The organism is Fictibacillus iocasae, from assembly GCF_042665465.1.
GTDB lineage: Bacteria > Bacillota > Bacilli > Bacillales > Fictibacillaceae > Fictibacillus > Fictibacillus iocasae.
Genome location: NZ_JBHTCP010000012.1, coordinates 66,452 through 93,048 on the forward strand (window position 1 = coordinate 66,452; position 26,597 = coordinate 93,048).

21 protein-coding genes, 2 tRNA genes and 1 other annotated feature are annotated in these 26,597 nt (G+C 46.5%); all 23 genes read right to left on the bottom strand.

The genetic code is table 11. The features are described from left to right. Nucleotides 1-34: 34 nt before the first annotated feature. A complete protein-coding gene (lonB, locus tag ACFQPF_RS06255; RefSeq protein ID WP_379747683.1) occupies nt 35-1,702 on the bottom strand; it encodes an ATP-dependent protease LonB in 1,668 nt (555 codons plus the stop codon). Nucleotides 1,703-2,002: 300 nt separating this feature from the next. After that, the gene (gene clpX, locus ACFQPF_RS06260) at nt 2,003-3,277 is read right to left on the bottom strand and encodes an ATP-dependent protease ATP-binding subunit ClpX (RefSeq protein WP_379747685.1); all 1,275 of its coding nucleotides are present in this window, start codon (nt 3,275-3,277) and stop codon (nt 2,003-2,005) included. Nucleotides 3,278-3,578: 301 nt separating this feature from the next. Then, complete coding sequence (tig, locus tag ACFQPF_RS06265; RefSeq protein ID WP_379747687.1) at nt 3,579-4,874, bottom strand: trigger factor; 1,296 nt, start codon at nt 4,872-4,874, stop codon at nt 3,579-3,581. A gap of 101 nt (nt 4,875-4,975) precedes the next feature. Next, nucleotides 4,976-5,992: a hypothetical protein gene (locus tag ACFQPF_RS06270; RefSeq protein ID WP_379747689.1), complete on the bottom strand. Its 1,017-nt coding sequence runs from the start codon at nt 5,990-5,992 to the stop codon at nt 4,976-4,978. A gap of 186 nt (nt 5,993-6,178) precedes the next feature. Then, nucleotides 6,179-7,123, bottom strand: a complete 945-nt coding sequence (gene ilvA, locus ACFQPF_RS06275; protein ID WP_379747691.1) for a threonine ammonia-lyase — start codon at nt 7,121-7,123, stop codon at nt 6,179-6,181. Between the two features lie 35 nt (nt 7,124-7,158). Then, nucleotides 7,159-7,767, bottom strand: a complete 609-nt coding sequence (gene leuD / locus ACFQPF_RS06280) for a 3-isopropylmalate dehydratase small subunit (protein ID WP_379747693.1) — start codon at nt 7,765-7,767, stop codon at nt 7,159-7,161. Beyond that, on the bottom strand, nt 7,754-9,181 hold the full coding sequence (gene leuC / locus ACFQPF_RS06285; RefSeq protein ID WP_379747695.1) for a 3-isopropylmalate dehydratase large subunit: 1,428 nt from the start codon (nt 9,179-9,181) through the stop codon (nt 7,754-7,756). The genes leuD and leuC overlap by 14 nt, the downstream gene beginning before the upstream one ends. 17 nt (nt 9,182-9,198) lie before the next feature. Then, nucleotides 9,199-10,290, bottom strand: coding sequence for a 3-isopropylmalate dehydrogenase (gene leuB, locus ACFQPF_RS06290; protein WP_379747697.1), 1,092 nt, complete (start codon nt 10,288-10,290; stop codon nt 9,199-9,201). 18 nt (nt 10,291-10,308) lie between these two features. Next, entirely contained in the window at nt 10,309-11,850 is a 1,542-nt protein-coding gene (locus ACFQPF_RS06295) for a 2-isopropylmalate synthase (protein WP_379747699.1), read from the bottom strand. Then, nucleotides 11,843-12,865, bottom strand: coding sequence for a ketol-acid reductoisomerase (gene ilvC, locus ACFQPF_RS06300; RefSeq protein ID WP_379747847.1), 1,023 nt, complete (start codon nt 12,863-12,865; stop codon nt 11,843-11,845). The genes ACFQPF_RS06295 and ilvC overlap by 8 nt, the downstream gene beginning before the upstream one ends. Before the next feature lie 17 nt (nt 12,866-12,882). After that, the gene (ilvN, locus tag ACFQPF_RS06305; protein WP_379747701.1) at nt 12,883-13,401 is read right to left on the bottom strand and encodes an acetolactate synthase small subunit; all 519 of its coding nucleotides are present in this window, start codon (nt 13,399-13,401) and stop codon (nt 12,883-12,885) included. Next, nucleotides 13,398-15,122 (bottom strand): acetolactate synthase large subunit, encoded by a 1,725-nt coding sequence (gene ilvB, locus ACFQPF_RS06310; protein ID WP_379747703.1) that lies wholly within the window; start codon nt 15,120-15,122, stop codon nt 13,398-13,400. Before ilvB ends, ilvN begins: the two co-directional genes overlap by 4 nt. 138 nt (nt 15,123-15,260) lie before the next feature. Continuing rightward, nucleotides 15,261-15,507, bottom strand: a binding site (T-box leader). A gap of 2 nt (nt 15,508-15,509) precedes the next feature. Continuing rightward, nucleotides 15,510-17,177 carry a dihydroxy-acid dehydratase gene (gene ilvD, locus ACFQPF_RS06315; protein WP_379747705.1) on the bottom strand — a complete coding sequence of 556 codons (1,668 nt, stop codon included), beginning with the start codon at nt 17,175-17,177 and terminating at the stop codon, nt 15,510-15,512. A 22-nt stretch (nt 17,178-17,199) separates the two neighbouring features. Beyond that, nucleotides 17,200-18,102: a branched-chain-amino-acid transaminase gene (ilvE, locus tag ACFQPF_RS06320; RefSeq protein ID WP_379747849.1), complete on the bottom strand. Its 903-nt coding sequence runs from the start codon at nt 18,100-18,102 to the stop codon at nt 17,200-17,202. 340 nt (nt 18,103-18,442) lie between these two features. After that, nucleotides 18,443-18,519: transfer RNA gene (locus ACFQPF_RS06325), tRNA-Arg, on the bottom strand. 185 nt (nt 18,520-18,704) lie between these two features. Further along, nucleotides 18,705-18,778, bottom strand: a tRNA-Gly gene (locus ACFQPF_RS06330). Between the two features lie 94 nt (nt 18,779-18,872). Continuing rightward, nucleotides 18,873-19,391, bottom strand: a complete 519-nt coding sequence (locus ACFQPF_RS06335; RefSeq protein WP_379747707.1) for a metallophosphoesterase family protein — start codon at nt 19,389-19,391, stop codon at nt 18,873-18,875. A gap of 28 nt (nt 19,392-19,419) precedes the next feature. Continuing rightward, nucleotides 19,420-20,013 (bottom strand): XTP/dITP diphosphatase, encoded by a 594-nt coding sequence (locus ACFQPF_RS06340; protein WP_379747709.1) that lies wholly within the window; start codon nt 20,011-20,013, stop codon nt 19,420-19,422. Nucleotides 20,014-20,155: 142 nt separating this feature from the next. Further along, the gene (locus tag ACFQPF_RS06345; protein ID WP_379747711.1) at nt 20,156-21,202 is read right to left on the bottom strand and encodes a GerMN domain-containing protein; all 1,047 of its coding nucleotides are present in this window, start codon (nt 21,200-21,202) and stop codon (nt 20,156-20,158) included. Between the two features lie 126 nt (nt 21,203-21,328). Next, entirely contained in the window at nt 21,329-22,123 is a 795-nt protein-coding gene (gene racE, locus ACFQPF_RS06350; RefSeq protein ID WP_379747713.1) for a glutamate racemase, read from the bottom strand. A 296-nt stretch (nt 22,124-22,419) separates the two neighbouring features. Next, on the bottom strand, nt 22,420-24,132 hold the full coding sequence (gene ptsP / locus ACFQPF_RS06355) for a phosphoenolpyruvate--protein phosphotransferase (protein WP_379747715.1): 1,713 nt from the start codon (nt 24,130-24,132) through the stop codon (nt 22,420-22,422). After that, complete coding sequence (locus ACFQPF_RS06360; protein ID WP_379747717.1) at nt 24,132-24,398, bottom strand: phosphocarrier protein HPr; 267 nt, start codon at nt 24,396-24,398, stop codon at nt 24,132-24,134. Before ACFQPF_RS06360 ends, ptsP begins: the two co-directional genes overlap by 1 nt. A gap of 20 nt (nt 24,399-24,418) precedes the next feature. Then, nucleotides 24,419-26,473, bottom strand: coding sequence for a glucose-specific PTS transporter subunit IIBC (ptsG, locus tag ACFQPF_RS06365; RefSeq protein WP_379747719.1), 2,055 nt, complete (start codon nt 26,471-26,473; stop codon nt 24,419-24,421). Nucleotides 26,474-26,597: the final 124 nt, after the last annotated feature.

Consider the following 26,597-nt stretch of genomic DNA (forward strand, 5'->3'; position numbering starts at 1 on the left):
CCGATAAAGCCCAATTCATAGTAAAACCCTCCTATTAAAGGGAAGCAGGAGGGTTCTTCAATATAGCCGAGGCTGGTATGGATAGATCGGTTTCTTCTTCCTCGAATGCGTAATGGAAGACCTGGCTTAATTTCGTGACAGGAAGTATTTCGATATCCTCAACAGATTCAAGGATCTTCTGATAATTTTCCTCAGGGATGATCACACGCTTCGCCCCCGCTTCTTTTGCTGCCTGCACTTTCGCGAGCACTCCTCCGACTGGCTTCACCTTCCCATGTATGCTCAGCTCTCCAGTCATCGCGACTTCATGGCAGATCTTAATGTTATGGATGGCTGAATATACAGACACAGCCATCGCGATACCAGCGGATGGACCGTCAACCGGACCGCCGCCCGGAAAGTTTACATGAATGTCAAAGCTCTCCGTATCAACCCCCATATGCTTGAGGACGGTAAGCACATTTTCCGTAGAACTTTTCGCCATGCTTTTGCGGCGGATTGATTTGGACTGGCTGCCTATACTCTCTTCTTCCGCGATGCCAGTAATGGTGATGGTACCTTTTTCTTTGGCAGGTAAAACGGTTGTCTCGATCTCAAGAAGAGCCCCGCTTGCCGGGCCATAGACGGCAAGACCGTTAACATGTCCCACTTTAGGTTTACTGCCGATTTTGCGCTCAGGGCGAGGTGACATGCGGCTCGAATGAACGACCCATTCTACGTCAGACTTCTCAATCTGTTCCCTGCTCTCCGTAATGGCATGACCCGCAGCGATTTGTACCATATTCACCGCTTCCCGCCCGTTTTTTGCATATTGAGAAATGAACTCTATGCTGTTATCTTCCATCTCCAGTTTAATTTTCTCTGAAGCACGCCTTGCAATCTGCTTCACTTCACCGGGCTTTAGCTCGCTGAAAAACACTTCCAGGCATCGTGAACGGATGGCAGGCGGTATTTCTTCCGGCATTCTTGTTGTTGCGCCGATCAGCCTGAAGTCGGCAGGCAGTCCGTTCTGAAAAATATCATGAATATGAGGAGGAATATTGACGTTCTCTTCATGATAATAAGCGCTCTCTAAAAATACCTTTCTGTCCTCTAATACCTTTAACAGCTTGTTCATTTGTATCGGATGCAGCTCTCCAATTTCATCGATAAAGAGGACACCGCCGTGCGCGTTCGTCACCGCACCTTGTTTAGGCTGAGGTATGCCCGCCTGCCCCATCGCTCCGGCTCCCTGATAAATTGGATCGTGTACAGAGCCAATGAGCGGGTCTGCGATTCCGCGTTCGTCAAAGCGTGCCGTGGTAGCATCCAGCTCCACAAATACAGCGGTTGAGCGAAATGGCGAATTTTTGTTTCGCTTCGCTTCTTCAAGCACTAACCGTGCCGCAGCTGTTTTACCGACTCCAGGCGGTCCGTAAACGATCACATGCTGAGGATTCGGTCCACAAATAGCCGCCTTGAGCGCTTTGATGCCGTCTTCTTGTCCAACAATATCGGAGAAATCTCCTGGCCTGACCTTTTCAGCCAAAGGTTCGGAAAGCGCGATAGAACGCAGCCTTCGTAATTGGTCCATCTCTTTTTTTGATTCTTTGTCTATACTGACTTTTTGTGTTCGCTGGCTTTTTAATAGATTCCAGAAATAAAGCCCAATAATCACCCCGAAAAAAAGCTGGATAATGAGCGCAATCGTCGTCCAGTTCATAAACATCCTCCCGTTATGCATCATCTTATGGGTCTAGTATCTCCCCCTCAGGTGTTTGCTAAACGGTCAAATCTTAATTGCTATGCCATGCATCGAAAAACAAACTGGTTTGTTGCCCTTTCATCATGGTATTTGAAAGCTATGGAGTGTATTGAATATGAATGCCTCTAGTCACAGATCGGACACCAACTTTTGGTAAGCTGGCCACTTCTTTAACAAGCTGAAGGTAAATCGCTGACGCCGTGGCTTTCGCAGAAGAAAAAAACCGGCCCTGTTATAGGACCGGTTTTAAATCACAGGTTATGCGCTTTCTTTAGGTGTTTCTTTTTTCTGTTCAACGACTGTGCCATCTTCGAGTTCGAGGATAGGCGGCACTTTGCTGGCGATGGTTTCTTTCGTGATGATGCATTTGACTACATCTTCACGTGATGGAAGCTCAAACATCACATCGAGCATGACGCCTTCAATAATGGAACGAAGTCCGCGTGCTCCCGTTTTGCGTTCGATAGCTTGCTTTGAAATTTCAAGCAGTGCTTCTTCGTTGAACTCCAGCTCAACACCGTCAATGTCAAGAAGCTTTTGGTATTGTTTAACAAGCGCATTTTTCGGCTTTGTTAAAATTTCAACAAGCGCTTCTTCATCAAGCGGCAGCAGGTTTGAGATGACCGGAAGACGTCCGATGAACTCTGGAATCAGACCGAAACGGAGCAAATCCTCAGGTAATACTTTTGACAAGTACTCTCCTGCTTTTAAGTCTGTCTGGCGCGACTCAGAACTGAATCCGATCACCTTTTTGCCTAGGCGGCGTTTGATGATCTGCTCAATGCCGTCGAATGCACCGCCGCAGATGAACAGGATGTTTGTTGTATCGATCTGAATGAACTCCTGGTGCGGGTGCTTACGGCCGCCTTGTGGCGGAACGCTCGCAACAGTGCCTTCAAGGATTTTTAGTAGAGCCTGCTGAACACCTTCACCAGATACATCTCGCGTAATCGATGGATTTTCAGACTTACGCGCGATCTTATCAATTTCATCAATATAGATAATACCTTTTTCAGCTTTTTCCACATCATAATCAGCAGCCTGGATCAGCTTGAGAAGAATGTTCTCCACGTCTTCTCCCACGTATCCTGCTTCTGTCAGCGATGTAGCATCAGCGATAGCGAATGGTACGTTCAAGATGCGTGCAAGTGTTTGTGCAAGCAACGTTTTACCGCTTCCTGTCGGTCCAATCATCGCGATGTTACTCTTAGAGAGTTCAACATCTTCGGATTTCTGAGAAGAGTTGATTCGCTTATAATGGTTGTAGACGGCAACAGAAAGCGATTTCTTTGCTTGCTCCTGTCCGATAACATATTCGTCAAGAATCTTGCGGATTTCCATCGGCTTTGGAACCTCTTTCAGTTCCACATCCTCTTCTGTGCCAAGCTCTTCTTCTACGATTTCCGTGCAAAGCTCGATACATTCGTCACAGATATATACACCTGGGCCTGCTACCAGTTTCCTTACTTGATCTTGTGTTTTTCCACAAAATGAACATTTAAGCTGTCCTTTTTCGTCATTGAACTTAAACAATGAGATCACCCCTAAAACATTAGTATGGATGAAACGCGCGCCTTTGCATGGGCCCTTAATATAACCATGCTCTTTTCGGGCAATCGTTAAAGTAACGAAACGTTTTCTCGTCCATTAAGACCGTTTTTGTATGTATGGATTTTAACACATTTTACCCTGTTAACGGAAATGAAAACCCTTAAGAGATGCTGTGTATTATATAAGTATGAACAAACACCGGTGTTTTAAAACCTGTTATTCGCAATATGTATATAGGTAGAAAACAAGGCACGATTACATCGCGCCTTGTTCTCTATAGAATTTATGCAGCTGTTTTGCTGTTCTCAACAAGAAAATCGATCGCTTTACGGACTTTAAGATCTGCCGCAACAGCTTCTTCTCCGCCTTGCATAGCAAGCATTTCTTTAATCTTGTCGATTTCAAGATTGTACATCTCAGCCATTTTTTGGAACTCAGCATTGATTTCTTCTTCTGTTGCTTCCAATTTTTCAGCTTCAGCGATTGCTTCAAGAACAAGATTCGTACGGACGCGTTTTTGTGCATCAGTCTTCATTTGGTCACGAAGTGCAGCTTCGTCAGTGCCTGAGAACTGGTAGTAGAGGTCAAGGTTCATGCCCTGCATTTGAAGACGCTGAGCAAACTCTTGCATCATGCGGTCAAGCTCTGTGTTAACCATCGCTTCAGGAATATCGATTTCAGCATTTTCTGCTGCTTTTTCGACTACTGTGTCACGAGTTGTATGTTCTGCTTCATGCTTTTTGCTTTCTTCAAGCTTTGTACGAAGCTTTGTTTTAAGAGCGTCAAGAGAATCGACTTCTTGATCAGCTTCTTTTGCGAAATCGTCGTTAAGCTCAGGAAGCTGCTTTGTTTTGATGTCATGGATCTTCACTTTGAATACTGCTGCTTTGCCTGCAAGCTCAGACGCATGGTACTCTTCTGGGAATGTTACGTTAACATCCTTTTCAGCTCCAGCTTTTTCGCCTACAAGCTGCTCTTCAAATCCTGGAATGAATGATCCAGATCCGATTTCAAGAGAATAGTTGTCGCCTTTTCCACCTTCGAAAGCTACGTCATCAACGAAACCTTCGAAATCGATAACCGCTGTATCGCCGTTTTCAACTGTGCCTTCTTCTTTTACAACAAGTTCAGCCTGCTGCTCTTGAAGACGCTTCAATTCGTTCTCCACATCTTCGTCTGTTACATTCGTGTCTACTGCAGGAACTTCAAGTCCTTTGTACTCGCCAAGCTTCACTTCTGGCTTCACTGTAACTTTAGCCGTGAATACAAGCGTGCTGCCTTTTTCCATTTTTTCAACGTCAACTTCTGGACGGTCAACCGGCTCGATGCCTGTTTCTTCAATCGCCTGTCCGTAAGCTTTCGGTAGGATGATATCCAATGCATCCTGATAAAGTGATTCTACACCAAAGCGCTGTTCGAAAAGCTTGCGCGGCATTTTCCCTTTACGGAAACCTGGTACGTTAACCTTTTGAACGACCTTCTTGAATGCCTGGTCTAGTGCTGTATCTACTTCAGCAGCCTCAACTTCGATCGTTAAGACTCCTTGGTTGCCTTCTAACTTCTCCCATTTTGCGCTCATTAATTTATTCCCTCCAACATCGGTATTTCTTGATATACCATATAAATTACAACCATTTCATTATAGCATACGAAACATGTATTTCAACAACTTACACTGACTTAACCGTTTTCTAAAAAAATGCGCTCCATTTCAAGCAAGGTATGTATACATATATCGAGTGAACTTGCATCCTTTTCATCCGGCAGTTCTTTCAGTCCAGATAATATTTCAGCAGCACCGACAGCCGCCTGAGCCCATAGCTCTTCCGTACCTTCCTCAGGTATCGCAGGATACGAGGAGAGCATATAGTCCCGCCACACTGCTTCAGCGAAATCGAGCAAGGAAGGATTCTCATTTTCAAGTATATTTTTTATTTCATTCTTTACTTTTAAATGAAAGGGATGGGCGTCCCATTGAAATAACTCTTGTATATCCACCTTAAACGCCTTGCCGTTCTTATGTACCTCGATCGTTTCACTGAGCCCCAGCTCTTTAAAATATTGCAGAATTAAGCTTTTAACTGCGGGGTGCTTTTTTTCATCGGATAAATAACGGGTGAAAACCCCGTATGTCTCATCAGGCGGCAGCTGTTTAAGCTGCTGGACTGCCATCCATTGATAAGAAGGTTTATCGCTGAACAGCATGTTCTCATATGTATGCCAATCGTTCACTTGTTCCGTTTTTCCTGGCTGTTCTGGGGCGTGCGACCAATTTTCCTGTTCCATCACCCTGCGGCTGAAATGAAGCAGCTGATAAATGGTCTCAGCCTTGTCGGCAGGCAGCTGATTTTCTTCTAATACTGCTTCGATCGTGCTCACAACCGTCTTATACTCAGACAGTTGAATCAGGATGCTCAAGTAAATCTGAAGAACATCAAAATAATCGCCGATATCCTGCTTTAGCATGCTTTCCGCCCGGCTTTTTGCCACAGTCAGCTCTCCAAGTTCTACTAGGCTAAGCACCGTACCTAAATGGCCTTGAGGATGGACAGGATCACTCTCAAGCAGCTGCTCAAAACAGCTCAGCGCTTCTCTGAATTTTTTATCCTTGAGCGATGACATCCCTTTTTCCACAAGCCTGGCATTCAAGTTAGGAAAACGGACAATTTTCTTCTTATTTTCGTTTTCTTTTGTCATGCATTTTTCTCCATGGGCAGTGTCGTTTGAATCAGTGTAACAGGTTGCCCTTTTGAACTCAAGAAATGCCTGTGCAACTAGAAAGAGGAAAACCGCCCGCACGAGTCACCGTTATAGGGTGCCTGGTTATGGACGGATACTGAGAAAATTTGATATGATGTTACACGTTTCTTCTATATCGCAGCTTTAAACAATCTTCTTGCTCCTTTTAAATGCTGCATTGAGCCTTCTGCATGCGAGCATAGTGTCGATATCTAAGTTACCTCCGCTGATGACTGCGCCGATTTTTTTGTGTTTTTGCAGGTGCGGTTTGTGCAGGACGGCGGCAAGACTGACTGCTCCTGCCCCCTCCGTGAGCATCTTTTCCCTTTCTGCCATAAACACGATCGCCGCCGCAATCTCTTCTTCTGTGACAGTCACCATATCATCCACAAATTTCTCGATGTGCGGATATGTCAGGCTTCCTGGTTCTTTGACCGCAATGCCATCCGCGATGGATGCTGCATTGACAAGAGAATATGGAAATTTATGTTTAAAGCGGTTGTATGATGCTGCAGCACCCGCAGCCTGAACACCGATGACTCTAATGCTTGGCTTCAATGCTTTGATGCATGCCGACATACCAGCGATCAAGCCTCCTCCACCTACTGGAATAACGACCACATCGAGTTCTGGCTGCTGCTGAATCATTTCTAATGCGACCGTCCCTTGTCCCGCTATCACGTCCACGTCGTCGAACGCGTGAATAAAGTATCTGCCGCTCTCTTTTTGATGTTCACAGGCAGCGAGAAAGGCCTCTTGATAAGTCTGGCCCGTGAGGACTACTTGAGCGCCATATGCTGCCACAGCCTCCACCTTTGCCTGCGGCGCTGTTTGCGGCATAAATATAACAGCCGAGATTCCTCTTTTGCTAGCCGAGTATGCCACGCCCTGCGCATGGTTTCCGGCTGATGCAGCAATCACTCCGCGCTCACCTTCAGCTCCGGTCAGACGATGCACCTTATTGGCAGCACCTCTAATCTTAAACGAGCCTGTCTTTTGCAGGTTTTCAAGCTTCAAATACACGTTCGCGCCACATAATGCGTTAAGTGTGGACGATTGTTTCAAGGGTGTCCGTTTAGCGCTTTTCATAACAATTCCTGCTGATTCTAGCACCATACTGCCCGTTACAATTGAATTCCCAACTTCTCCACTTCCTTTTCTTTTTCATAATTTGCAATCAAGTCTTCAGATTGAAGCGTATACGATATTTCGTCCCAGCCGTTCACAATCATCGATTTCCAGAAAGGATCGAACGCAAATTCATGGCTCTCTCCGCTGTCTTCGCTTACGGTCTGGCTGCTAAGGTCGACACGTAATGATAACCGTTCTTTTTCAGATCGTTTCATCCAGCCTGCAATCGTTTCTTCATTCAAACTAATCACGACAATGCCATTTTTCAAACAGTTACTATAGAAGATATCTGCGAAGCTTGGTGCAATAATCGCTCGGAATCCAAAGTCTTTAAGAGCCCACGGGGCATGCTCCCTTGATGAACCGCAGCCAAAGTTGGCCCCTGCAATCAATATTCCCGCTCCCTTTGCCTGCTCACTGTTCAAAGGAAAATCAGGATTCAAAGATCCGTCAGCCTTATAGCGCCAGTCATAAAACAAGAACTTTCCAAAGCCTGTCTTCTCAATCCGTTTTAAAAATTGTTTCGGAATGATCTGATCAGTATCCACATTCTCTTTCTTTAAAACAGCGCAGGTTTCTTGAATAACCTCAATTGATTGCATGAAGAGCCTCCTCCTCACTCGCCATGGTTCTGGCGTCAGTCAGTTTTCCCATGATGGCAGCAGCCGCCGCCATAACTGGGCTCATAAGATGGGTGCGCGCCCCTTTACCTTGACGGCCTTCAAAATTTCGGTTGGAGGTTGAAGCACAGCGCTCTCCTTCTGGAACAATGTCAGGATTCATGCCGAGGCACATGGAACATCCAGATTCTCTCCACTCAAATCCCGCATCGATGAATATTTGGTGCAGCCCTTCTTTTTCAGCCTGTTTTTTAACGTCCTGTGAACCTGGCACAACGAGGGCTCTAACACCTGAGAAGACTTTGCGGTCCTTGACAATTGCCGCTGCTTCTTGCAAGTCACTCAGCCGTGCGTTCGTGCAGGATCCGATAAATACATGCTGCACATTAACGCCCTCCAATCGTTCTCCAGGTGAGAGGCCCATATAAGTTGCAGCAGCCATGATTTCTGATTTTTGATTTGCAGAGATAGAATTTTCAATTGTCGGCACACACCCTGTGATCGGTACAGCCATACCTGGATTCGTGCCCCATGTTACCATCGGGGCAACCTCATCAGCAGAGATTTCAAGAGTTTTATCATAGGTGGCATTTTGATCTGACGCGAGCGCTCGCCACTTTTGAACAAAGCCATCAAATTCTTTGTCAGCAGGAGCATATTTTCTGCCTTTAATATAGTTAATGGTTTTATCATCTGGACTGATCAAGCCCGCTTTGGCACCTGCTTCAATTGACATGTTGCAAATGGTCATACGCTCTTCCATCGACATTTCTCTAATGGCTTCTCCTGTAAACTCCATTACATAACCTGTTCCTGCATCCGTTCCATATCGCGCTATAAAGTGCAGAATGATGTCTTTTGCTGTTACGCCGAATGACTTTTTACCCCTTATATGGACATTCATCACTTTAGGCCGAGTCTGGTAAAGCGTTTGGCTTGCCAGCACGTGCTCGACCTCGCTTGTTCCGATGCCAAATGCTAGGGCACCGAATGCTCCATGAGTGGAAGTATGACTATCTCCGCATACGATTGTTTTCCCAGGCCACGTAAGTCCCAGCTCAGGTCCTGTCACATGAACAATCCCTTGGTCCTCTGAATCGAGGCCAGCGAGCCTGATGCCGAACTGAAGGCAGTTTTTTTCAAGCGCCTCGAGCTGTTTTTTTGCTATATGGTCATGGATGACGCGACGGTTTTCGGTCGGAACGTTATGATCCATTACAGCAAAACACAGTTCAGGCCTCCTTACATACCGGTTTTTTCCCCTCAAACCGTCAAATGCCTGGGGAGAGGTCACTTCATGTAAAAGGTGCAAATCAATATACAGCAGATCCGGTCCGTTATCTCCTCGAGAGACAAGGTGATGCTCCCATATCTTCTCGACAATCGTTTTCCCCATACTCTAACCGCCTCCTCTCACACATAAAGTTCCAGCAGAGATGCAGAAACGGCATCTTCCTCAATGCGGTACACAACTTGATCGATCAGTTGGCTAGTCGAAACAGACTGGAACCTGCTCGTACGCATGTCGGCTGTTCTGTAACCCGCATTCAGCACTTCCCTGACAGCTCTCTCTACCGCCTCATACTCTTCATGCATGTGAAACGAAAGCTTCAGCATCATTGCTGCGGACATAATCATCCCTATTGGATTTGCACTGTCTGTACCGGAAATATCAGGTGCCGAACCGTGTACCGGCTCATACAATCCAAAATCATCGTCCCGGAGTGACGCACTCGGGAGAACCCCGATCGTCCCAAGCAAAACAGACGCTTCATCACTTAAAATATCGCCGAACATATTTTCAGTGACTATCACATCAAAGTGAGCAGGCTTTAATATAAGCTTCATCGCCGCATGGTCAACGAGCAGGTGTTCCGTTACTACATCTCTGTATTCGGTTGCAAGTTCACTGACTGTACTTCGCCATAGCTTGCTTGATTCAAGCACATTTGCTTTATCGACACTCGTCAATTTTCCCTTTCTTTTCCTCGCTTGCTCATACGCCCTTCGAACCGTCCTTTCTATTTCGAATTTATGATAGACAAGAGCGTCCTCCGCCCGATCGACATCTCTCTTTTTTTCACCAAAATAAATGCCGCCCGTCAGCTCTCTTACAATTAAGAGATCCGTGTCTTTGACGATCTCACTCTTTAATGGAGATCGTTCTAAGAGCGCTGACATGGATTGGACCGGACGAAGATTCACATAAACGCCAAGTTCTTTTCTTAGTTGAAGCAGCCCGTCTTCTGGTCTCATTTTTGAATGATCCCACCTTGGCCCGCCTACTGCCCCCAGCAGGACGGCATCGCTGTTTTGGCATGCCCTCAATGTGTCATTCGGGAGGGGCGACCCTGTTAAATCGATTGCTGTTCCGCCAATCGGAAATTCTTTTAGATCAAAGTCGTGACCGAACCTTTTTTCAATCGATCGCAGTACATGAACTGCTCCCCTCATCACTTCCTGTCCTACACCGTCGCCAGGCAATAACGCTATCGTTTTTTTCATGTCCACCCTCCTCGTTTTTTAAACACTTGCTCTTTTCTTCTCTTCTTCCGCTTCACTCATCCACACTTTATTAAAGGCATACACATATGCTTTTGCCGAAGCTTCCAGCACATCTTGAGCCGTGCCGCTGCCATTGTATTCTCGTGTGTCTTTTTCAAGCAAAACATGTACTTGAGCGAGAGCATCACGCCCTGCTCCAACAGACTGCAAGCGGTAATCTTTCAGACTGAAGGCAAGCGGCATCATCTTATCGAGAGTATGATAGATAGCATCCACACTGCCAGAGCCTGTTCCCGCTTCCTGTATAATGCGTCCATCAGGTGTTTCCAGCTTGACCGTCGCAGTAGGAATGTTGTTCGTTCCATACGACACTTGAACCTCGAGCAGCTCGTAAACGGGAACAGCCGGCCTCATATGATGATCGAGCAAGAGCGCGTATACATCTTCTTCTGTCAGTTCCTTTTTCTTGTCCGCAAGGCTTTTAAACTGCAAGAACAGTTCATTGATCTTGTCTTCTGCAGGGATAAAGCCAAGCCGTTTAATATGCTCCCTGAACGCGTGCCTTCCTGAATGCTTTCCGAGGACGAGCGAATTGGAAGATAGGCCGACCAGTTCGGGCGTGATGATTTCATATGTTGACCGTTCTTTTAAGACGCCGTCTTGATGTATGCCTGATTCATGCGCGAACGCGTTTTTTCCAACGACTGCTTTATTGGGCGGAACAGCCATCCCCGTCAATTGGCTGACGAGCTGGCTCGTTCGGCTGATTTCCTGAAGCGCCAGGTTCGTTTGTGCCTGGTAAAAATCGCTTCTTATTCTAAGGGCGACCGCCACCTCCTCAAGAGAAGCATTACCAGCCCGCTCCCCGATCCCGTTGATCGTACATTCGATCTGATCGGCACCATTTTCGACAGCAGCCAGTGAGTTGGCAACTGCCAGCCCAAGATCATCGTGGCAATGTGCAGACAGCTTGACTTGATGAATATTGCGTACGTTTTCTCGCAAATAGGTGAACAGCCGGCCATATTCTTCCGGGCTGATGTAGCCGACCGTATCCGGTATGTTAATGACTGATGCTCCTGCGTTTATCACGTTCTCCATTATTCTTGCTAAGAAAGCACGATCTGAACGGCATGCATCCTCTGCTGACCACTGCACGACCGGAAAGCGTTCCTTTGCATATCGCACCGAGCTTACCGCATCCTCGAGCACCTGCTCTGGTGTCTTCTTCAGCTTATAGGTCATATGAATGGGAGAGGTTGCGATAAAGAGGTGAATCCGTGGTTCGGCAGAGTATTTCAGTGCTTCCCATGCCGCATCAATGTCGCGCTTGGATGCTCGTGCCAGTCCTGTAACAGATGACGATTGTATGCTTTGCGCGATTCGCATCACTGCTTCCTGATCTCCTTTTGAAGCGGCGGGAAATCCCGCTTCAATCACATCCACTCCGAGCCGTTCAAGCTGTTTGGCGATTTCAAGCTTTTCCTGCGATGTAAGCATCACTCCAGCAGACTGTTCGCCGTCTCTTAATGTAGTGTCAAATATATCGATTTTACGCACCGCTTACCGCCTCCTTTTCTTTCCGGGCAGGCTTCACGAATGGCATCATCGCTCTGAGCTCCTTTCCTACCGCCTCGATCGGATGGCGTTTTTCGATCTCATTTACGGTATTGAAGACCGGCCTGTTAGCCTGGTTTTCCAAAATCCAGCTTTTCGCAAACTCACCTGACTGAATATCTCTCAAAATGCCTTGCATCGCCTTCTTTGTCTCTTCTGTCACGACGCGTTTTCCAGACTGAAAATCTCCCCATTGTGCTGTATCAGAAATCGAATGGCGCATTCCTTCAAGTCCTGATTCATACATCAAGTCGACAATCAGCTTCAGCTCGTGCAAGCATTCAAAATAGGCGACTTCCGGCTGATATCCGGCTTCCGTAAGCGTTTCGAAGCCGGCTTTAACGAGAGACGTCAGCCCTCCGCACAAAACGGCTTGTTCGCCGAACAAATCGGTTTCAGTTTCTTCCTTAAATGTCGTTTCTAAGACACCAGCCCGCGCAGACCCGATTCCTTTCGCGTAAGCGAGTGCCAAATCATCGGCTGTACCGGTTACATCCTGATAAACTGCAAACAGTGCGGGAACGCCGGCACCTGACTCATACGTTCTTCTTACTAGATGCCCCGGTCCTTTTGGCGCGACAAGAAACACATCGACATTTTCAGGAGGCACAATTTGATGAAAATGAACATTGAAACCGTGTGCAAAGACGAGGGCACTGCCAGGCGCAAGATTGGGCTCGATCTCATTTTTATAAACAACAGGCTGGCTTTCATCTGGCAGCAGAATCATGACAACATCCGATTGTTTAACAGCTTCCGTAACAGTGAAGACAGCAAGTCCGTCTCCCTCTGCCTGTGCCCATGACTTTCCAGGCCTTACTCCAACTACTACATCAAAGCCGCTGTCCTTTAAGTTTTGTGCATGAGCATGGCCTTGTGAGCCATACCCGACCACAGCCACTCTTTTGCCTTGCAAAACACCTTCATTTACTTCATTTTCATAAAATACCTTCGCCATCATGACACGCTCCTTTTTTATCCAATGTAATAGTTGTTCATCTCTAATACCGACTTCTGGCTTCCTCTTGTCATCGCTGTAATGCCTGTGCGAGATACTCCCTTTATTCCGTATGGCCTCAGCAGTTCAATCAATGCTTCAATCTTAGGCGCATCCCCCGTAACCTCGATCGTGATGCTCTCATGACTGACATCAATGACGACGGCGCGAAACGGTTCGATTAACATCTTTATCTCGCTTCTTGTTTCCGGAACGGTCATGACCTTAATGAGTGCCAGCTCCCTCATGACGACAGCGAACTCTGTAAGATCGTTTACCTTGAGCACATCGATTTGCTTGTGCAGCTGTTTTACAAGCTGCTCTGCTTTGCTGTCATCCGCCACATGAACAACCATCGTAATTTTCGAGATTTCCTTTTGATCGGTCTGTCCGACCGTGATGCTTTCAATATTAAATTGCCTTTTTGTCAAAAGACCTGTCAGCCGGTTGAGCACTCCGCTTCTGTTAAGAACCGTAGCAGAAATAATCCTTCTCATGGCTTCACTCCTATCATTTCGTGAATCCCTTTTCCTGGTGCAATCATCGGGTACACATTTTCTTCTGGAGTGACGGTGCAATCAAGGAGGATTGGTTTTTTTTCCTGAAGTGCCTTCCTAAGCTGAACAGCCGCTTCCTCTTCCGTGGATACACGGACACCTTCAATACCATAAGCTTCAGCTAATTTCACGAAGTCGGGCTGATGGCTGCCGGTTGATTCAGAATATCGGCCATCGTAAAAAATTTGCTGCCATTGCCTGACCATTCCGAGCGAGCCATTATTGACGATAACGATGATGACGGGCAGCTGCCATTCTTTAATAACAGACAACTCTTGCAGCGTCATCTGAAACCCTCCGTCTCCGACAACCGCGACGACTGGTGTTCCTGGTTCGGCCAACTGCGCCCCGATGGCTGCCGGAAAGCCAAAGCCCATTGTCCCTAGCCCTCCAGAGGTGACCCACCGGTTCGGCTTTGCGAAAGCATAATATTGGGCGGCCCACATTTGATGCTGTCCGACGTCAGTCGTCACAATGGCTTCTCCTGCGCTAGCTTCATAGATCAACTGGACGAGCTTCTGCGGCTTCAAGCTGTGCTCATCCGCAAGGTACCATAAAGGAAAGTCTTCTTTCAGCCGATCTAGCTCCAGCCTCCACTCTGCGGTTTGCCCTGATTCGTGAACTTCATGCAGCAGAGCTTTCAGGGTTCGTTTTGCACAGCCGACAATCGGAATATGAGTGTACACATTTTTTCCGATTTCAGCCGGATCAATATCAATATGCGAGACTGTTGCCCTTTTGGCGAAAGAGCGGAGATTGCCGGTCAGCCGGTCATCGAACCTGGCACCGATTGAAATAAGTAAATCGCATTCATACAGCGCCATGTTCGCCGCGTATGTTCCGTGCATCCCTGCCATGCCGAGGAAGAGCGGATGGTCACCAGGAAAGCTGCCTAGACCAAGCAGTGTGTTCGTAACAGGGATTGAATGGCGTTCAGCGAACAAAAGCAGCTCCTCACTGGCTTTGGCGTTTATCACACCAGCCCCGGCAAGGATGACAGGCATTTTTGCTTCCATTACGGCCTCTGTCAGCCTTTTGACTTGAAGGAGGTTAGGCTGTGTGTTTGGCTGGTAACCAGGCAGATGCACATCGCTTGGCAGCTGAACCGCACCATTTGACACAGCTATGTCTTTTGGGATATCGATGACAACGGGCCCTGGCCTGCCCGTTGTCGCGATATGGAAGGCTTCCTTCACGATACGCGGAAGATCTCGGACATCTCTCACTTGATAATTATGTTTGGTGATAGGCATCGTGATTCCAACAATATCTGCTTCTTGAAAGGCATCTGTGCCGATAACGGTAGTGGCTACCTGACCCGTGAATATTACGAGAGGAATGGAATCAATCATCGCATCGGCGATTCCAGTTACTAAATTGGTCGCCCCAGGTCCTGATGTTGCAATCACAACACCTGGTTTTCCGCTGACTCTCGCATAGCCCTGAGCTGCATGGATCGCGCCTTGCTCGTGTCTCGTCAAAACATGTCGGAAAGCATGCCTGTAGATCGCGTCGTAGATAGGGAGGACTGCACCTCCGGGATAACCGAAAATGATGTCCGTTTCCTGTTCGTGTAAAAGCTGTATCAGCAAATCTGATCCCGACACGATCTCCAATCCGCTCTGTTCCAATGCCTTTCCAGCCGCGCTGCTGGCTTTCATCTTTATTCCTCCTTTTTCTTGAAACTTTGTTTCACACACTTTTTCATTTAGCTTCCTATTCCGTTTCGTTTTCTCTATTGGTTGTAAAATAGTTCAATAAAAATAGCTCTCCACTCCTCACGACAGATTTCTCTCGTCACAAGGGGTGAAAAGCTAGTTTTCACGGTACCACCCTTTTTCGCGGCTCATACGCCGCCTCATGAGCATGTTCGCCCTTTTGGTAACAGGTGTCAGCTGTGCTGCACCCGGACTCTCCTACTTGTGTGGTCCACGTTCAAAGAGTCACTCTGGAGTGATGTCCTGAAAGGCGATGCCGCCGGTTCCCAGCAATCCCGGTTCTCTGTAGGCTATCGTCTCTTCCATTATTCTCCATCATCGATTTATTTCTTATATTTTCAAAACTCCGCCTGTATTGGCAGAAGTAACAAGCTTTGAATATCTCGCTAGATAGCCAGTTTTAATTTTAGGAGGCGGTTGGGTCCAGCCTTCCGCTCTGTTTGAAAATTCTTGTTCAGAGAGTACAGCTGAAATAGTCCGGCTTTCCAGGTCAATCACGATTTGGTCACCGTTCTTCAAAAAGGCGATCGGTCCTCCTTCAGCCGCTTCAGGAGAAATATGGCCGATGGAGATGCCTCGGGACGCGCCTGAAAACCTTCCATCCGTAATCAGTGCGACCTTCGTGCTCAAGCCTCTTCCTGCGATAGCAGAAGTAGGAGACAGCATTTCAGGCATACCCGGTCCGCCTTTAGGGCCTTCATAACGGATAACTACTACATGCCCTTCTTTTACTTCACCGCTGTTGATCCCTTCCAGCGCTTCGTCTTGCGATTCGTAGCAGATCGCTTCTCCTGCAAAGTACCGGATGGACGGATCGACCGCCCCAACCTTAATCACGCTGCCATCTGGGGCTAGGTTTCCATATAAAATACTCAAGCCTCCAGTAGACGAATACGCCGTTTCTCTCGATCGGATAACGTCATGATCTGTTACATCCGCAAACGCGACCGACTCTCCGATTGTTTTTCCTGAAACCGTTAGTCGCTCTGGATGAATTCCCCCATCAATCTTGCAAAGCTCATGGATGATGGCACTGACGCCTCCTGCTGCATGAACATCCTGCATCGTATAATCTGAAGCGGGGCTGATCTTCGATAAATAGGGGATTCTCTCGGATATTTCGTTCACACCGCGCAAATCGTATGGAATTTCTGCTTCATGTGCGATCGCAAGCATATGGAGGACCGTGTTTGTTGACCCGCCCATCGCCATGTCGAGGGCGAAAGCGTCATCGATCGCCTCTTTTGTGATGATGTCTCTTGGACGAATATCCTTTTCCACCATTTTCATCAAATGCCTAGCCGCGTCTTTAATTAAATTCTCTCGTTCTCTAGAGGTGGCCACGATCGTCCCGTTTCCTGGCAGGGCAATTCCTAGCATCTCCATGATGGAATTCATGCTGTTCGCGGTGAACATGCCGCTGCATGATCCGCATGTCGGACACGCGCTCGTCTCGAGCTCGAGCAGCTCTTCACGGCTCATCCTTCCTGACAGATGGGAACCAACGCCTTCAAACACGGATGCAAGAGAAAGTGATTTACCCGCTGAGGATTTGCCCGCTTCCATCGGACCTCCTGATACAAAAACCGCTGGCACGTTCGTCCTGACTGCTGCCATTAGCATACCTGGGGTGATTTTATCGCAGTTCGGAATATAAAAGACGCCGTCAAACCAATGGGCATTAATAACCGTTTCCGCGGAATCAGCGATCAGCTCTCGGCTCGGCAGTGAATATCTCATTCCGATGTGGCCCATCGCGATCCCGTCATCCACGCCTATCGTGTTGAATTCGAACGGAATCCCTCCGGCTTCTCTGATCGCTTCTTTAACCAATTCACCCACTTTGTTCAAATGCATGTGCCCAGGTATGATATCCACATATGAGTTGCATACACCGATAAACGGTTTGTTCATGTCTTCAGCACGTACGCCCGCGGCATGAAGGAGGCTGCGGTGCGGCGCTCTGTCGATTCCTTTTTTGATCATATTGCTGCGCATCAGCTACAACTCCTATTCTTTATTACACCGCATGAACGGCTGATTCAGTATAGACTTTCACTCCTTCTTTCACGACACTCTCGCGAAACGATTGTAAAATCTTCGCCGTGTGGATACCTGGGGTTCCTTGGCCAATCACCCTTCCGTCCACTTTGATTACGGCAATCACCTCTGCGGCTGTTCCTGTCAGGAAAACCTCATCCGCTACATACACGTCATGTCTCGTAAACGGCTCTTCACGTACATCGTACCCTTGCTCCCTCGCAATCTCGATAATGGCGTTTCTCGTAATTCCTTCGAGGGCACCGATATAGCCTGGAGGTGTTTTGATGACGTTGTTTTTTACGATAAACACGTTATCAGCGGATCCTTCTGCCACATATCCTTGATCATTGAGCATTAACGCTTCGCTCACACCTGCAAGACTCGCTTCAATTCTGACGAGAATATTGTTTAAGTAATTCAATGATTTTACTTTAGGGCTTAAAACGTCAGGCCGGTTCCTGCGGCTCGCGACGGTGATGATTTCGAGTCCTTTTTCGTAAAGTTCTTTCGGAAAGATCGCAAGCTTCTCGGCGATCACAATCACTCCAGGCGTCTTGCATTTAAAAGGATCAAGCCCCAAATCTCCTTTTCCTCTAGAGATGACGAGGCGGATATAGGCATCTTCCAGCTGATTTCGCTTTAAGGTTTGAATAATGATGTCCGTAAGTTCTTCTTTTTCATGTGGTATTTTCAGCATGATTGACTGCGCTGATTCATAAAGGCGCTGAAGGTGTTCATCAAGCCGATATACGTTCCCGCCATAGACTCGAATGCCTTCAAACACCCCGTCTCCATATAAGAATCCGTGATCGTACACGGAGACTTTTGCATTCTCCTTCTCAACAAATTCACCGTTCACATAAATCCATTGTTCGGACATCATAATCCTCCTTGCCTTGTTTTTTGAATATTTAAACAATAATGTGATAATTGTTGACTATATTACGCCCCTTTTTTTCACTGGTCAACCCGTCTTTTTTGTCTTAATTTGAAATTTCAGAATAATCTTTATTCTTGTAATCGCTTTCATCACTATAATGGCAGGCTTATTGGTGAACTGCAGTTTCTTATGTAAAGGTTTTTAAAGCGTTTACATTAAGTAGAATAGAATGACTCTATAAAGGCTTATCCCTTTCGGTACCGAAAGCTTTCGATCGTGAAAACAAAAAAAGACCTCAGCTCAATGCCGAGGTCTTGTAAATGAATTATGTAAGTTGAAATGGCGTCCCAGGAGAGATTCGAACTCCCGACCGCACGCTTAGAAGGCGTGTGCTCTATCCAGCTGAGCTACTGGGACAAATATGTATTGGAGCCCTTTCCGCAAGTTAATGCGCTTTCCGCTATTAATTTGCGCTGCGGGCACACAGGTTCGTTTCCATCGTCGACTCGGAAACAGTTTTTATATACTGCTACAATTTAATTTTAGTTAAAGAGTTAGGTCAAACCTATTCGTGCCATTTGCGTGCGTGAGATAAATACAAATGGAGCGGGTGATGAGAATCGAACTCACGACCAGAGCTTGGAAGGCTCTTGTTTTACCATTAAACTACACCCGCAATAAGAAAATAAGAAGTGTAACAGCGACATAACTAAATATACATCAAACCTATTAAAGTGTCAACAACCTTTCTCAAAAAAAATTCAGCCCAACTATACTAGGCTGAATTTTTTCTTCATATCGGGAAGGCATACTCCTTCAACTGTATAATACTCGACAGAAATCTCCTTTTCACCGAGCTCGCAGATCGCATAGGTTTTCTGCGCGATTCCTCGGGGCATGCGGATGCTTCCTGGATTAATGAACACGATCCCGTTCCGCTCATACGCTTCTGCCACATGAGTGTGTCCGAAGCACACGATTTTGGCACCTGTCTCTTCTGCCCGAAACGCGATGGCAAGACGTTCCATCTTCACATTGTACAAATGCCCGTGAGTGATATACATGGCTGCATCTCCCAGCGGTTCAATCGCTTCAGAGGGAAATTCTTTGCTATAATCACAATTGCCTTTAACGGTAATAAACCCTTCCAATTCCTCCGAATGAGGATGCAGCTCGGAATCTCCGCAATGAATCATCAGGTTAACCTCGCTTTTGTGCCTGTTCTTGATCCTTTTCAGTTCTTCTGTCAACCCATGGCTGTCACTTACAATTAAAGCTTTTGCAGTCAAAAGAACTCTCCCCTTTTATCTGAGATATTTAAAGATCACGCAAGCTTAACGTTTCTTGAAGATGGCGCAGAGCAGCAGCACGGTGACTGATGAGATTCTTCTCCTCTTTCTCAAGCTCGGCCATCGTCTTTTTCTTCTCTGGCAAATAGAATACCGGATCATAGCCGAATCCATTCGTCCCACGTCGCTCATGGGCAATCTCGCCTTCGCATGTGCCTCTGAAAACTGCAGAGGGCTTATCCGGTATTGCCACTGCAAGAGCGCATACGAAACGCGCTTCCCTGTTTCCTACACCTTCAAGCTCTTGAAGAAGCTTGTCTATGTTCTTATTGTCATCCTTCTCTTCTCCCGCATAACGTGCTGAATACACGCCAGGCTCTCCGCCCAGTGCATCCACTTCTAATCCTGAATCATCGGCGATTACTGGTGTCTGAAGGACCTCACAGATCGTCTCCGCTTTCAGCTTTGCGTTTTCTTCAAAGGTTGTGCCCGTTTCTTCCACGTCTTCGATTTCCTCATAATCAAGCAGTGAGAGAACAGAAAAGCCCTTTGGGTGGAGCATATTCTGAAACTCTTTCACTTTTCCGGCATTTTTGGTTGCGACCACAATTGTGTTCTCCATATTTACTCCTCCAGCTTCCATTGTTTCACGCTACATTTTCATACACTATTTATTCCCTAAAGCGCCTCTCATTGAACACGAAAATAAGAGAGAGGGCTCATTTCCCTCTCTCATATCGTACCACAATTCGTGGTTGATGATATTAAAACTCGCCTGTATTGACAGATTCTGGCCTAGATACAGGGGCCGTCAGCTGCTTGCCTTTCTCGTTCATGACTTTTGATTTTCCGTCGACTTGAATCGCGACCTGCTTGACTCCTTTAATGTCCGTTAGAGACAAAACGATAGAGTTCAATACAGCATCCGTGATCATATGCTCTTCTTTGTTGCCAAGCACCGCTTTATTAAAGTTGAGCGTGACAACACCGTCTTTGACGACAGGAGTGTTGAGCAGGCCGACATCTCCTTGGAAGTCTGACAGCAATCCGCTTCTTTCAGACGGACCCTGAATTAACTGTTCAATCGTTGCTGTCACTCGATCCGATCCAGTGTCAGCAATCCTGCGCGTCACAGGAACATAATAGGTCTGGTCGTTCGTCTGTGCTAAGAAATATAATGTAACGAGTTCGCTGTTTGTTACATCTGCTGTACTGCCCATTTCTAGGTTAATTCCATCTGCACGGCTTACACCTCCGCCAATCGGAGTATTGTTCACCGGCATCGCATGTTGGTTTTTCCCTTCGATCTGAAGCTTGACGTTTTTCACGTCTTCAAATTGAGTGAGCGTGAACGTGATAGCCTGAAGAATTTTGGCCTCATCTTCAGCACGATAGTCTTTGAACTCTTTTGAGAAGTTCACGACCGCTGTGCCGTCTTTTATATTAACTCCCATCACTTCTGTATCGGCTGGAAGCACAGCTTGAAAGCCATTAGGCAGCAGATTGCTCACGGGTCCATCCTTTACTAAATATTGCAATACTTGTTTGGCAGAAGCATCATTCTTCGGCAGTGCCATCACTTGAGGGACGACCATATTATTGCTGTCGAACAAATACAGCTGGCGCTTTACACCGTCTTTCGCTGCCGCTTTTTGTCCATTCTTGTCCAATGACTTTCCTTCTTTCACATAGTTCACTTTAGGGGGATCGAGTTCATTCCCTGTTTCCTTCCCCCCAATGCCGCAACCTGTAATTAATAATGAAAGCGACAACGCAGCTAGCGGCATACCAGCTTTCCATGATTTCCGCATACTTTTCCCTCCTTCAGTGGTTTGTACTACTATGTATACGAGCCCTGACAATGAATATGCTATTTTATCAAAAATAAAAAGACAGGCCGTCTTTTCGTTAAACGAATGGCCTGTCTTTTATTATTCCTATAGGGTGATGGTGCTGACATGCTTGATTTTTTGATCAAGCCAGTGATTCGCAATCGAGAGAAAATGGTCTTCGCTTCCCGTCGTGAAAAATTCATGTTCCGGCCCGCTGCCCTCTGTGCGGATGATCCCGCTGTATTCAAGAATCGCAGAAACCTCTCGGGCTGTTTCTGCTCCCGAACAAATCACATCCACGTGATCTCCCATTACCTTGGAAATGACGTTTCGCAGTATAGGATAATGCGTACAGCCTAGAATAAGTGTATCGATTGATACACTTTTCAATGGCTGAAGCGTTTCTCTCACAATCTCTTCCGTCTCTGGGCCCTCTATCTTACCGCTTTCAACTAAAGGGACAAAAGGGGGGCATGCGAGGCTTTCAACCGTGATTCGATCGTGAATGTCTTTTAACGCCTTCTCATACGAGCCGCTGTTGATCGTTCCTGTTGTACCGATAACGCCGATATGCTTATTTTTCGTCCGCTTTACTGCTGAACGGGCACCTGGGGATATGACACCGATCACAGGAATCTCCAGCTTTTCTTTCGCTTCTTCCAAAATGGCTGCTGTGGCTGTATTGCATGCGATAACCAGCATTTTAATTTCTTCATTCAGCAGGAAATCAATCATCTGCCACGTGTATTTTCTTACTTCTTCAAACGGTCTCGGACCGTATGGACAGCGAGCTGAATCTCCTAAATAAATGATATTCTCTTTAGGCAGCTGCCTCATAATTTCACGTGCGACAGTCAGTCCGCCCACTCCTGAATCGATTACACCGATTGCTCTGTTCAATAGTATCGCCTCTTTTAAAAATGCTGTTTCTAATTTTGCACATCAGAGAGGAAAAATGCAAGAAAATATATTTTATATTTAGAATTCATGTAAGATTTTAGAATTCTAAGGAAGTGGTTGATCTCCGTTAAGTTCTCACCTGCCTCACTCCCACTCGCTGAAGTCGGCACCTTTCACTACGATTAACTGAATCAATGATGAATACAGGTTGATAATATAATGATTGCTATCCAAGATATTTACCATTTAAAAAAGGACAAGCAGAAGGTTGTGCTTCTGTTTGTCCTTTTTATTGGTTAGAAGCTTTCTTTAACGAAGGCTTCTACTTCTGCTGTTGTGCTCATGTTGAGGATCTTGTCTAGACTGTCTGCGATTTTTTCCTTTGACAGTCTGGAGATCTGGCTCCTAGCTGGCAGGATGGACGTTGCGCTCATGGAGAACTCGTCCAAACCGAGGCCGAGGAGGATTGGAATCGCAACGGAATCCCCAGCCATCTCTCCGCACATGCCGGCCCATTTGCCTTCTTTGTGTGCCGCGTCAATAACCATCTTCACAAGACGCAGGATCGCAGGGCTGTATGGCTGATACAAGTAGGAAACTTGTTCGTTCATACGGTCTGCAGCCATCGTGTATTGAATCAGGTCATTGGTTCCGATGCTGAAAAAGTCGACTTCCTTGGCAAAGATGTCAGCCATTACAGCAGTTGACGGGATTTCGACCATGATGCCGATCTCGATGCTGTCAGATACCGAAGTGCCTTCTGATGAAAGCTTTTCTTTTTCTTCGAGCAAGATCGCTTTGGCTGATCGGAACTCATCGAGCGTCGCAATCATCGGGAACATGATTTTCAGATTGCCATACACACTCGCACGAAGAAGCGCACGAAGCTGTGTGCGGAACATGTCTTGCTCTTCTAAGCAAAGACGGATGGCACGGAATCCAAGGAAAGGATTCATTTCTTTTGGCAGGTCAAGATAAGGAAGCTCTTTATCGCCGCCAATATCAAGCGTGCGGATGACAACAGGTTTCTCTCCCATTTTTTCTAACACTTCTTTATAAGCGCTGAACTGCTCTTCTTCAGAAGGAAGCTGGTCGCGTCCCATGTAAAGAAACTCTGTACGGTAAAGGCCAACACCTTCTCCGCCGTTATCCAGCACTCCTTGCACATCTGCAGGCGTCCCGATGTTTGCGGCAAGCTCTACATGATGTCCATCTTCAGTATGAGTCGCTTCGTTCACAAGCTTTGCCCATTCCGCTTTTTGGCGGGCATATGTTTCTTTCTTGTCTTCATATTGCTTGATTGTATCCTCGGAAGGATCAACGATCACTTGTCCATCAAGGCCGTCAATGATAACCATCACGCCGTTCTTGATCTTAGTTGTGACCGATTTCGTGCCTACAACCGCCGGAATCTCCATAGAACGGGACATGATTGCAGAATGCGACGTACGTCCGCCGATATCTGTAGCGAAGCCCTTTACGAACTTGCGGTTTAGCTGTGCCGTGTCAGAAGGTGTGAGATCTTCCGCGATAATGATGACTTCTTCAGTTATGCTTGCTGGAGTGGCGAACGTCACTTGTAAAAGATGAGACAGCACTCGTTTTGATACATCGCGGATGTCTGCTGCTCGTTCTTTCATATATTCGTTGTCCATCTGCTCGAACATGTTGATGAACATCGAAGAAATTTCGTCCATTGCACTTTCAGCGTTAACATTTTCGCTTTGTATTTTTTGTTTTACTGCATCAATCAGTTCCGGGTCACTCAATACAAGAAGATGGGCAGCGAAAATAGCTGCCTTATCTTCTCCAAGCTCAGAGAACGCTCGGTCCTTAATAGCCGCGAGTTCAACTTTCGCCTTGTCTAATGCGTCTTGAAAACGAGCGATCTCTGCTTCGCTGTTTTCAATTGGCTTCTTGACAATGTTCAGTTCGGGATTCTCAAGAATGAACGCCTTAGCAATAGCTATGCCTGCTGATGCAGCAATACCTGAAATCAATTCAGACATTACTCTCCAAGCCCTTCTGTTTTCATAACGTTTTCGATTCCTGCTACCGCTTCATCCGCGTCGTTTCCTTCAGCCGTAACCGTGATTTCTGCTCCTGCAGGGATTCCAAGGCTCATAACACCCATGATGGATTTTAAGTTTACCGTTTTTCCATTGTATTCAAGGTTGATATCTGAAGAGAACTGACCCGCCTGGTTAACAAGAGCTGTCGCCGGACGTGCGTGTATTCCTGAATCTGCCGTAACTTTAAATGTTTTTTGTGCCATTGTAAAAAACCCCTTTTGAATTATTTTTTGAATGAAATAATATTTTCTTCGTTACGTGATACATTCCCTGATTTCTCGAGAACAATCGTTTCCCCTGAAAGGTTCGTAAACACAATCGGCGTGATCAAAGACGGAGCGTTCTTGCCTACAAAGTCAAGGTCCACTTCAAGCAGTTTCTGTCCTGCAGTGACCGTATCTCCTTCTTTAACAAAGGATTCGAAGCCTTCACCCTTTAGTTTAACCGTATCAATACCAAAATGGATCAAAATTTCTTTTCCACTTTCAGATTCGATGCCAATCGCATGCTTCGTCGGGAAAATGTTAACAATTTTACCATTTACCGGTGATACAACAGTACCGTTTGCCGGCTCGATCGCAAATCCATCTCCCATCATCTTGCCGGAGAAAACCTGGTCAGGCACTTCCGTAATCGGAAGAATTTTTCCTTCGATTGGTGCGATAATCTTATCTTCTGCAGCTTGTGCAGGAACTTCTTTTGTTTCCTGTACAACACCTTGTTCCGCAACCGGCTCAGCATTCTTTGGCTTTGCCACAACTTTGCCTTTCATGATGTCCTGGATTTCACTCTTAATTGTATCAGAACGTGTTCCGAAAATCGCTTGAATGTTATTGCCCATTTCCAGTACGCCTGACGCGCCAAGCTTCTTCAGGCGGTTCTTGTCCACTTCCTTCGCATCGTTAACCGATACACGAAGGCGCGTGATGCAAGCATCAAGGTTAGAGATGTTCGGCTGTCCGCCAAGCGCTTCAAGAATGTTCGCTGCAAGAGAGTCTTTGTTCGATGGTCCAACATTCGTTTCCACTTCATCGTCCACGATCTCACGGCCTGGAGTCTTCAGGTTCCATTTGCGGATGGCGAAACGGAATCCGAAATAGTAGATAACTGATAAAGCAAGACCGACCGGAATAACGAGCCACCAGTCTGTTCGGTTAGGCAGTACGCCAAACAGCAAGTAATCGATAATACCGCCAGAGAACGTCATACCGATTTTTACGTTTAAGATTTGCATGATCATGAAAGATAGACCAGCAAAAATAGCATGAATACCGAAAAGTACTGGTGCAACGAACAAGAACGTAAATTCGATTGGTTCTGTAATACCTGTCAAGAAAGATGTCAGAGCAGCAGATCCAAGGATACCGGCTACAATCTTCTTCTGTTCAGGACGTGCTTCGTGGTACATCGCAAGTGCTGCTGCAGGAAGTCCGAACATCATGAACGGGAACTTACCTGTCATGAACGTACCAGCTGTCAGTTCAACATTGTCTTTCAGCTGAGCGAAGAAAATCTTCTGATCCCCGCGGATCACTTCACCCGCTTGGTTCGTGTAGCTGCCGAACTCAAACCAGAACGGTGAATAGAAAATGTGGTGAAGTCCGAACGGTATCAACGAACGTTCAATCACACCGAAAATAAACGCCGCAAGTGTCGGGTTCGCATCAATCATACTTGTAGAGAAAGCGTTCAGACCTGCCTGAGCAAAAGGCCAGACGAAAGTCATCACAATACCAAGTCCGAGTGCCGAAACAGCCGTGATGATCGGAACGAAACGTTTACCTGCAAAGAATCCTAAATAAGATGGCAATTCAATGTTGTAATATTTTTTATAAAGATAGGAAGCTAATATACCGACGATAATACCGCCAAACACTCCCGTTTGAAGTGTCGGGATGCCGAGAACGTTCGCGAAGGAAGGATCTGCACCGATTTCTTCCGGTTTCACTCCTTCAATGACGCTCATCGTAACGTTCATGATCAAGTAGCCGATGATGGCGGCGAGTCCCGCAACCCCTTCACCACCTGCAAGTCCTACCGCTACACCTACCGCAAACAATAATGATAGGTTGGCAAAAACGATGTCGCCCGATTTTTCCATAACGGTCGCGACGAGCTGAAACCACTCTGCGTTAAGCGCAGGCAGTTTCTCTAGCAAGGCAGGGTTTTTAAAAGCGTTACCAAACGCGAGCAAAAGACCTGCTGCAGGCAAGATGGCAACTGGCAGCATGAGGGCTTTACCTACGCGCTGCAGAACGCCAAAAAAACTTTTCCACATAATATTTCCTCCTTTTAAAGATGTAAGTGTAACCCTTTCCATTTGTCTCAGGAATAAAAAAGAAAAAGACATAAGCAAAGAAAGCAGTCGGGCAGATTAACTACGGTTTAGAATAACCGAATTC